Annotated in this window: 10 protein-coding genes; 3 read left to right on the top strand and 7 right to left on the bottom strand. The window is 61.4% G+C overall.

Annotated elements, in window-relative coordinates:
• Positions 1-197: hypothetical protein (locus tag KTN04_RS12380; protein WP_217335541.1), on the top strand; the 197-nt coding region annotated here is incomplete at its 5' end.
• A 250-nt stretch (positions 198-447) separates the two neighbouring features.
• Here KTN04_RS12380 and KTN04_RS12375 read toward each other — a convergent pair.
• Positions 448-1,752, bottom strand: a complete 1,305-nt coding sequence (locus KTN04_RS12375) for an IS1380 family transposase (protein ID WP_217335540.1) — start codon at positions 1,750-1,752, stop codon at positions 448-450.
• A 155-nt stretch (positions 1,753-1,907) separates the two neighbouring features.
• Between KTN04_RS12375 and KTN04_RS12370 the strand changes: the two genes are divergently transcribed.
• Together KTN04_RS12370 and KTN04_RS12365 are read left to right on the top strand one after the other, a co-directional pair.
• Positions 1,908-2,660 carry a hypothetical protein gene (locus KTN04_RS12370; RefSeq protein ID WP_217335539.1) on the top strand — a complete coding sequence of 251 codons (753 nt, stop codon included), beginning with the start codon at positions 1,908-1,910 and terminating at the stop codon, positions 2,658-2,660.
• Between the two features lie 232 nt (positions 2,661-2,892).
• Positions 2,893-3,045, top strand: coding sequence for a hypothetical protein (locus tag KTN04_RS12365; protein WP_217335538.1), 153 nt, complete (start codon positions 2,893-2,895; stop codon positions 3,043-3,045).
• 163 nt (positions 3,046-3,208) lie between these two features.
• On the opposite strand, the gene KTN04_RS12360 is transcribed toward KTN04_RS12365, so the two are convergent.
• The 6 genes from KTN04_RS12360 to KTN04_RS12335 all read right to left on the bottom strand — a co-directional run bounded on the left by KTN04_RS12360 (position 3,209) and on the right by KTN04_RS12335 (position 9,456).
• On the bottom strand, positions 3,209-4,405 hold the full coding sequence (locus KTN04_RS12360) for an ABC transporter permease (RefSeq protein ID WP_217335537.1): 1,197 nt from the start codon (positions 4,403-4,405) through the stop codon (positions 3,209-3,211).
• Positions 4,398-5,612, bottom strand: coding sequence for an ABC transporter permease (locus KTN04_RS12355; protein WP_217335536.1), 1,215 nt, complete (start codon positions 5,610-5,612; stop codon positions 4,398-4,400). Before KTN04_RS12355 ends, KTN04_RS12360 begins: the two co-directional genes overlap by 8 nt.
• Positions 5,599-6,282, bottom strand: coding sequence for an ABC transporter ATP-binding protein (locus KTN04_RS12350; RefSeq protein WP_217335535.1), 684 nt, complete (start codon positions 6,280-6,282; stop codon positions 5,599-5,601). The genes KTN04_RS12355 and KTN04_RS12350 overlap by 14 nt, the downstream gene beginning before the upstream one ends.
• The gene (locus KTN04_RS12345) at positions 6,279-7,412 is read right to left on the bottom strand and encodes an efflux RND transporter periplasmic adaptor subunit (protein ID WP_217335534.1); all 1,134 of its coding nucleotides are present in this window, start codon (positions 7,410-7,412) and stop codon (positions 6,279-6,281) included. Before KTN04_RS12345 ends, KTN04_RS12350 begins: the two co-directional genes overlap by 4 nt.
• A gap of 79 nt (positions 7,413-7,491) precedes the next feature.
• Complete coding sequence (locus tag KTN04_RS12340) at positions 7,492-7,923, bottom strand: DNA polymerase III subunit chi (RefSeq protein WP_217335533.1); 432 nt, start codon at positions 7,921-7,923, stop codon at positions 7,492-7,494.
• Positions 7,924-7,926: 3 nt separating this feature from the next.
• The gene (locus tag KTN04_RS12335; protein ID WP_217335532.1) at positions 7,927-9,456 is read right to left on the bottom strand and encodes a leucyl aminopeptidase; all 1,530 of its coding nucleotides are present in this window, start codon (positions 9,454-9,456) and stop codon (positions 7,927-7,929) included.
• Positions 9,457-9,560 lie beyond the last annotated feature (104 nt).

The following is a 9,560-nucleotide window of genomic DNA, read 5'->3' as shown; positions in this document are numbered from 1 at the left end:
GTCATCACAAAAGCCAGTATCTGATCACAAATGCCTTGGTGGAGGAAAGCTCAAAGACTGAACTGATTACTTTTTGTTCACGCTCTCGCCCTGCCCGTGGCACTTTCCATTTACGATTTACTTTAGTCGGAGGAGCGTATCCAGCGTATTCAACTATCCGTACAGCGGATACAGTAAGAGTGGATTACAGCTACTGATGTAATACAATATCCTGAATCAGTGACTTCATCTGTCGTTGCGGCGCCACTGTCCTGAGTATGACCGTGCCCTTTAACACCGCTCGATCTTATCCGGATTCTGCCGCCGCGTCTGCGCTATTGCAGCATCAATCATCCTCTTCTTCGACGTTTTTTGCGCCAATTCTATCGGCGAACCACAGAGCATCCTGCCATGCATCATGGCTTTCCGTGGCTTGGGCTATTGACAAGGTGAGTCAGACCGGGTGGATCAGACCGACTCGTAGACACGACTGAATGCCCCGAACCCGGGGCAATGTTGGCCAAAACGCAGGTAAAGACGGCGGCCGCTGCTGACCAGGCGGCAGGCCATATACATCAGCTCCTGCATGACGGTCTTCAGCCGCCGACGTTTGGCCGGATGACGTACCGGCGCATCCGGTCCCAGCAGTGCGCGCTGTCCCATCCAGCGCAATATGTTGTAGCCCAGTACAGCAAACGCCATGACCAGGTCGTTGGTATCGAACTTCCCTGACGGCAAACGTTCGAGATCCAGATCAGTCTTGAACTCACTGTGGAACTGTTCGCTGGTGGCGTGATCCTGGTAGAGCGCCATCACCTTGGCATGATCCGCCGTGTCCGGCTTGAACGAGGTCGTCCAGCCTTCCAGGCTCACCTCAGGCTCCAGAAACAGCTGCCCTGAACTGTCACTCTGGCGCACCGTCACCTTGACGATCAGGCGGTCATCGGTGCCATCCAGCGGTTCGCTCACCAGCGTTTCCATTTTTCCCGGTCGGGTATGGCACCAGAGTGCGCCGGCGGCATTCGCCTTGTCGACCCAGGCCAAACCGTCTTGCGAGCGAGGGTTCCACTTGATTAGGTAGTCCACCCCGTGCGCACGGAAGTACGCGCGGTTCTCGGCGGCATCATGGGCACTGTCAAGCCGTACCAGTAGCGGTGCATCGGTCAGCTGACGCACCCGAGGCAGCACTCTGTCGAGGGTGTGGATAAACTCCTTGTTGGCGTGTTGGTTACCCGGTCGCAGCTCACAGCCCAGACACCAGCCCTCAGTGCCCAGGTAAGCCGCGATGGGGGCGTAGCCGTCATGCCCCTTGTAGGTATAGGCCACGCCTTCTTTTTTACTGTTGCTGTTGTCCATGGGGAAGACGTCTATATCCAGCGGCGCGTGACCGGTGGCAAGTGTGCCGACAGGCACCGAAGCCTTGCACAGAAACTCGACACTGGCTTGATCCAACAACGGGATCAGTGCGCAGGCATCTTCATCGAAACGCTGACGCAGCCGGGCCGATGAGGGTGATTGCTTGATGCCCATGGCCGCTTTAAAGAAGGGGTCATGGCGTGCGTGTTCGACCGCTTCGAAGTCGCTCTTGCCAAGGCAAATCAACCCCAGGTAGGTGCGGATGAGATCGATGTTGGCGATGCCATGGCGCTTGACGATGGAGCGCGAGGTCTTAGCCAGGGAGGTCATTCTGTTGACACTGTGGCCAACCAGCGCCAGACCGCCGTGGGGTGTGATAATCTCGGTTTTGGACTGTTCCAGCTTGAAGGTACGCATAGTAAGATATCACTGTCTGGGTGAATCGAGAATGGCGTCCATATTACCGCCGCAGGCCGCGTGGTTACAGGTGTGTGGAGATGCGAGCTGAGTTTTAAGTCACGGAGTCAGGAATATGACAGATTGCCCCCTTTGTCATAAGGAGGAAATGCAGCATGAATATCATCACTGGATTTATTAACAGCTCAGCCCAAAGCGCATTGCAGTCGGATACCTCCGTTGCTAATTCCAAGAATATAACGAATTCAGAGAATACAAGCAGCTCCGGCTCTCGGATCAGCAATACTACTAATCCAGCCCTGCAGATTAGCGCCCGAGGTCATTCTATAAGCCTATTGATGCAAGGCGCGAACGAGTTTTTACGCCAAGAACTTGGGCCCAGTTACCTTCCCATAGCAAGAGGCCAAGCGTTGCTTGACCAAGCCGTTAGCATGGTAACAGCCAATACCGAAATTGATATAGATGGCCAAGCGTTGAGAAATGCCTTGCAGCAAGACCACAACATTCGTGAAACGATACCAAGACCTAACCCTTCATCTGATAGTGGAAATGTCTTTGATTTTTTATCGGAAAGCGACAGAGAAGCGTTGGAAGCTGCGTATGATTATGCTGTAGAGAACAACCTCGATGCTGATGATGTTGAACTGGCAGCCGGGTTACTTGCCAGTGACCGACGACGCCAAGCCGCTATTGCTTCAGGTACAATCTATTTAGTGCATGAGCCAAGTGAGAATGCAGGCAAGTTTATTCCCCAATCATCAGCTAACTTACCCAATACAGACACTAGCAATCCGCGCCAGTCACTGATTGATCGAGTGACATCCGGCGACCTATTCAGTAAAAATCCGTTTCTCAACCAGGCGTTATTCATCGAAGCGGCGTTTCGCACCCTGCAATTAAAGACTTAAAGGGGGCTGGTTGAAATTATTTTTCCAGGCAAAGAATCAACACACGATCAATCGCCTAACGATGGCATTCAGCCGCGCGCGCGAATAGCGCGCCGGCTGATGCTGGCGTTAGGCAAGAAGCCCAACGTTCATATCTGACGATCAAAAGTCGTCACTTTACAAGAAGGGTTTGAGTTATAGCGACAACCATGTTTTTGAAGAAACGGTAAAATGTCAGGGCGGGAAAGAAAAAATGGATATTGAGTTTGGCCGCTCTTCATTCTATGACGAGGATAGTATTTATCTGAATGTCGATGGCAAATCTGTGATTATGGCTCGTGCTACAGCCAAGAAATTTGTGGAAACCGTTCTGGGTGTTGGCCACTATTTCGGTTTTGTCGATTAATCATCGGCGCAAAACCGGTAATTGAGCCTAACAATCACAGTCACGGCGACGTCTACTACATTGCGGCTTCGCCTCCATTTCGCAGCCGCGCGTGCTGTTGGCGTTAATGTCTGCTTCGGGGCCAAAAAGCAGCCCCTAACCAGCCCCTAACCAGCCTCCCAACCTACTCGCTCTGCAGCGCGAGCACCGGGTTCAGCCCGGCGGCGCGGCGGGCGGGCAGGACGCCGGAGATCAGTCCCACCAGTGCCGAAAGCGCCAGGGCCAGCAGCAGGTAGAAGGGGTCCAGCCGGATCGGCAGTTCAGGCATGGCCAAGGCCAGTACGCCCAGGGCCAGGCCGCTGATCAGGATGCCGGCGACACCGCCGATCAGTGCCAGTAATACCGCTTCGCCGAGGAATAGCCGCATCACTTGTTGGCGGGTGGCGCCGATGGCCCGTAGCAGGCCGATTTCGGCGCGGCGTTCATGCACGGTGGTGACCATGATGGTGACGATGCCGATGGCGCCCACCACCAGTGAGATGCCGCCCAGGCCGCCGATGGCGACGGTGAGAATGGCTAGTATCCGGTCCAGACTTTTGAGCATCTCGTCCTGGGTGATCAGGGAGAAGTCTTCCACGCCGTGGCGGGCGATCAGGCGCTGGCGTACCTGTTCGGCCATGGCGTGGGCGCTGATGCCGGGGCGGTAGGTGACGTCGATCTCCATGACGCCGGGGCGGTTGAACAGGCTCAGGGCCCGTTCCACCGGGATGTAGACGATATCGTCCAGATCAAAGCCCAGCATCTGGCCTTTTTCCGCCATCACGCCGACCACGCGGTAGCGTTCGCCCCCCACGCGGATGAACTGCCCCAGAGCGTTCTGCTCGGCAAAGAGTTCCTGTTTGACCTTGTGGCCCAGCACCGCCCAGGGCTGTGGATAACCGTTACGACCGTCCGGCAGCGAGCGCCCCTGGGCCAGTTCAAAGCGCCAGGCGGGGGCCAGGTCGCTGCCGGCGCCGATGATGTCGGTATAGCGGACGCGGCGGCCGTACTCGATAGCGCCGCTGCCTTGCACCACCGGTACCACGTATTCCACAAAGGGCAGCTGCTCCAGGCTCCAGGCATCTTCCACCAGCAGGGGGCGGGTGCTGGCGAGCAGGCCGCCGGTGCCGCCGGTCTGGGATTTGCCGGGGTTGATGGCGATGATGCGGCTGCCGAACTGGGAGAAGTTTTCCAGTACATACAGGCGCAGGCCTTCGCCCAGAGTGGTGAGCAGGACCACGGCGCAGATGCCGATGGCGATGCCGAGTACGGTCAGGGCGCTGCGCAGGCGGCTGGCCCTGAGGCTGGTCAGGGTCAGGCGCAGGTAGTCGGCGCTACGCATGGGTGATCCCCTTCAGGGCCAGTACCGGCGGCAGGCGCGCGGCCTTGCGCGCCGGCAGCCAGGCAAAGATCAGGGCCACGCCGACTGCCAGCAACACGGCGCCCAGCAGGGCCCACAGGGGCACGGAGACCGGAAACTGCGGCCACAGCCAGTGCCCGCCCCAGAGCAGGCCGTAGCCGATCAAAATGCCCAGCGCCGCGCCGATCAGGGTCATCATCAGCGCTTCGCTCAGAAACAGGCGATGCACCTGGCGTTCGCTGGCGCCCAGCGCCTTGAGCAGGCCGATCTCGGCGGTGCGCTGGCTGACGCTGATCAGGGTGATGTTCATGATCAGGATACCGGCCACGATCAGGCTGATGGCAGCGATGGCGCCCACGGCCAGGGTGAGCAGCTGGAGCACATCGTCGAACACGCCCAGCAGGCTGTCCTGGGTAATCAGGGTGATGTCGCGCTCGCCTTGGTGGCGCTGTTGGATGAGATCGAGAATGGCCGGTTTCAGCGGCTCGATCAGTTCCAGATGCTGGACCTGCACGAACAGGCGGAACAGGCCCTGGGTGTTGAACAGCTGCTGGGCGCTGGCTACCGGGATGATCACCGATTCGCTCAGGTCGGTGCCCAGCGACACGCCGCGATCTTCCAGCACGCCGATCACGCGGCAGCGGCGGTCGCCGGTTCTGAGCCAGCGGCCCAGCACTGGCTGCTGGTCGTAGAGCATGCCGCGCACCGCGTGGCCGATGACGCAGACCGCTTCGGCACGGTCCAGGGGGAGGTCGGGCAAGACCTGGCCCTGGGCGGCCTGCAGCTGGCGCATGTTGAACAGTTCGCGGCTGGTGCCGACCACCACCAGTTCACGATTGCGGCCGTTGGCTTCGACCTGGGCCAGGCCGACGATCAGGGGCGCTACCGTTCGCACCCCCGGCAAGCGCAGCAGGGCTTCGGCATCGCCCAGGGTGAGGTCGCGGGTGCCTTCGCCGGTCAGCGGCGGGATGCCTCCGGTGGTTTCCTTGCGCCCCGGCAGGATGATCAGCACATCGTTGCCGAGCAGGTTGAACTCCTCCAGCACGAAACGGCGTGCGCCTTCGCCCATGCCGGTGAGCAGCAGTACGGCGGCGACACCCACGGCGGTGGCCAGCAGGGTCATCAGCGAGCGGAACCACTGGCCGGTGAGCAGGCGCAAATTGAAGCGCAACAGGTCAGGGCTGCGCATCCCGCTCATCCTTCAGCAACTGGCCATCCTGCATCCACAGCCGCCGCCGTGCCCGCTGGCCCATGTTGGGGTCGTGGGTCACCATCACCAGGGTGATGCCCTCATCGTTGAGTTCTTCCAGCAGCTCGATCACGTCCTGGCCGGAATGGCTGTCCAGGTTGCCGGTGGGCTCGTCGGCCAGCAGCAGGGCGGGCTTGCGGATCACCGCGCGGGCGATGGCGACGCGCTGGCGCTGGCCGCCGGAGAGCTGATTGGGCAGGTGATCGGCGTGGCGCTCCAGCCCCAGCCGTTGCAGCAGATCATTCACCCGCGGACGGCGCTGCTCCGGCGCGGTGCCGGTGAGCACCAGCGGCAGTTCGATGTTCTCGCGGGCGCTGAGCCGGTCGATCAGATGATAAGCCTGAAACACGAACCCGATCTGGCGGTTGCGCTGGGCAGCGCGGGCCTCTTCACCCAGAGCGCTGACCTCGGTATCGCCGAGCCAGTAGCGGCCGCTGTCGGGGGTGTCGAGCAGCCCGAGCATGTTGAGCAGGGTCGACTTGCCCGAGCCGGACGGCCCCATCACCGACAGGTACTCCCCGGCATCGATGCCTAGGTCGACATGATCCAGCGCCATCACCGGCTCATCGCCCAGTTGGTAGCGCTTGCACAGCTGCTCAAGGCGGATCATGGCAGCGGCACCACCCGAGCACCGGCCTCGGCGCCCTCGGTATCCAGTGACTGCAGAATGCGATCCCCCGCGTCCAGGCCACCCTGGATCTGGGTCCAGCTCCAGTTGCCCAGTCCGGTTTCAACTGCGACCGCTTCCAGGGTCTGGCCGGCGGCATCAAAGTGCAATACACGGTTGCCCTGCAGCAGGGTCTCGGTGGGAATGCGCAGCACCGCATCGCGCCGCTCGATGATCACCTCGATATCGGCGCTGTAGCCCACCAGAAGGTGAGCGTCGTTCGGCGGCGGGGTGAAGCGGACATCCACATCCACGGTGCGGGCCTGCTTTTCCAGCTCGGAGACGAAGGGGGCGATGCGGATCAGCTCACCGACAAAACTACGACCGCGAAAGGCATCCAGGGTGATGCGCACCGGCTGGCCCACCGCCAGACGGGCGGCTTCCACTTCGTCGATGGGCGCACGGACATACAGGCAGTCGTCATCGATCAGGTCGACCGCGGGCGGGGTGGCCACGCCGGGCGGGGAGGGGGTGACATATTCGCCGATCTCGCCGTTGACTTCGGCGACCACGCCGGCAAAAGGCGCCTTGAGGATGGTGTCATCCAGCAGCACCTGGTGCAGTTTCAGCGTGGCGCGGGCCTGTTCGGTCATGGCCTGGGCCTGCTCACACGCCAGGGCCGAGCGACGGGCTTCGGTCTGGCGCTGGTCGATCAGTTCTTCCGAGGCCAGACGGTTTTTCGCCAGTGATTCGGCGCGGCGGGCCTCACGCTGTGCCAGGGCCGCGGTATGGCAGGCACTTGCGGCCTGAATTTCGCGGGCTTTCAGGGTGGCGGCGACCTCTTCCAGCCGTGCCTTGCGGTCGGCGTTCCACAGTTCCAGCAGCGGCTGGCCCTGCTCAACGTGGTCGCCTTCGTCCACCAGCAGGCGTTCGACCCGCCCGCCCTGGGGCATCGACAGTCGAGAACGGCGACAGGCCTTGACCGTACCGGCACGGCTGTTGGCGGCGATCTGTTCGACGGTACCGGTCTCGACGCTGTACAGGCGCACGCCGACCGGGTCGGGGCGATTGAGAAAGTAGAGGGCGCTACCGATCAGCAGTAGCAGAATCAGGCTGATGAACAGCTTTTTCATCCGATGGCTCCTTGCGTCTCGGATGCAGTATAGGCGAGGTGCTCAGGTAAGCAGCCCGATCAGAGGTGTCAGGCCGGGCTCAACCGCGCGGACGCATGTCGTGGTTGTGGATTTCAAAGCCGTGCTCGCGGCACAGGGCGTAGTTCTGCCGCAGGTTGGCCAGTACTTCGGGCGTCTGGACGACAATCTCCACCACCCGCTCAAACCCGAAGGCGGCATCGGGCAGGCGTCCCGACAGATTGACGAACACCTGGCGGTGGTCCGGCAGCTGGTCATCCCAGCCGATCTCGATGGGCGAGTCGGGGGACTGTCCCAGCAGCACGTGGGGCACAAAGCTCTCGGGCCTGGCGCTCCACAGCTGCTGGTCGAGCTGCCGGGCCGCGCTTTCGTGTTCGGTGCTGATGAAGACCCTGAGGCCGAGCCCCAGGATCTTGTCGCACAGACGGCACAGAAAGGCGGCCCGGCTGTCGGCGTCGCTGTCCGGCAGAATGTAGTAGTCTGCGCGGGACAAGGCTCAGTCCTCGTGGGCGTGGTCGTGTTCGTCCACTTCAACCTGCTCGGCCAGATCCAGCAGGTACTGGCTCAGCATGGGCACGCAGCGACCGGTGGCGCCTTTCTCCTTGCCGCCGCTGTTCCAGGCCACACCGGCGATGTCCAGGTGCGCCCAGCGCTGCTCTTCGGCAAAGCGGGACAGGAAGCAGGCGGCGGTGATGGTGCCCGCCGGACGACCGCCGATGTTGGCGATATCGGCGAAGTTGGAGTCCAGCTGTTCCTGGAACTCGTCCCACAGCGGCAGCGGCCAGCCACGGTCGGAAGCGTAGTCACCGGCATCCAGCAGGGCGCCGGCCAGTTCGTCGTCGTTGGCCAGAATGCCGGTGGCATGGTGGCCCAGGGCGATGATACAGGCGCCGGTCAGGGTGGCGATATCAACGATGGTTTCCGGGGTGTAGTGCTTGCCGGCATAGGTCAGCGCATCGCAGAGCACCAGACGGCCTTCGGCGTCGGTGTTGAGGATCTCGACGGTCTGGCCGGACATGGTGGTGACGATATCCCCCGGCTTGGTGGCCTGGCTGCCCGGCATGTTTTCGGCCGCGGCAACAATGCCGACCACGTTCAGCGGCAGCTGCATTTCGGCCACAGCTTCCATGGCGCCGAAGACGCTGGCGGCACCGCACATGTCGTACTTCATCTCGTCCATGCCCGCGCCCGGCTTGAGGCTGATGCCGCCGGTGTCGAAGGTGATGCCCTTGCCGACCAGTACATGCGGCTTGTCGCCGCTTTCGCCGCCGTTGTATTCCATCACGATCAGGCGTGACGGCTGGGCGCTGCCTCGGCCCACGGACAGCAGGGAATTCATGCCCAGTTCGGCCATCTGCTCTTCATCGAGAATCTTGACATCCACGTCGTCGAACTCTTCGCCCAGCGCCAGAGCACGATCGGCCAGGTAGGTCGGGGTGCAGATGTTGCCCGGCAGGTTGCCCAGCTCGCGGGCCGTGTCCACGCCGTTGGCGATGGCGACGCCGTCCAGCAGCGCGCCTTCACCCAGTTCGATATCGTCTTCGTCGAGCAGGATCTGGATGGTTTCCAGCTTGGCCGGTTCGGCCTTTTTGCTCTTGGTTTCGTCGTACTGGTAGAACTCGGCAGAGACCCACTCCACCAGCTGACGGGTGGCGCGGTAGACGTCATCGCGGTAGCTGGCGCAGCCGTCGAAGGCAAACACCACCGAGGTGATGGAGGATTTTTTCAGTGTAGCGACAACGCCCTTGAGCATCTTGCGGTAGTGGCGGTCCTTGCGCTCCTTGGCGGTGCCCAGGCCGACCAGCAGCACGCGCTTGGCCGCGACGCCGGGTACCTTGAACAGCAACAGCTGCTCGCCTGCCTTGCCGGAGATGTCACCGCTGTTGACCAGCTCGGTCAGATAGCCATTGGCGGCCTTGTCCACGGCGGCGGCGGAGGGGCAGAGCGTGCCATCTGCATCCAGTGCCACCACGATACATTCGCTTTCCAGTGCTTCAACACTGCCGTTGATAATCTCAAAATCCATGACGACTCCGTACAAGACATTACAGACTGATTGCGCGATAATGCGCCGATTCTCGGCCGCCTCGGTGCCACGGGCACTCTGGGCCGATCGACTTTGCGCCACTT

The organism is Marinobacterium weihaiense (genome assembly GCF_019061305.1).
Classification (GTDB): Bacteria; Pseudomonadota; Gammaproteobacteria; order Pseudomonadales; family Balneatricaceae; genus Marinobacterium; species Marinobacterium weihaiense.
Note: the sequence above shows the minus strand (reverse complement) of the source record. Positions and strands in the feature narration are given on the sequence as shown.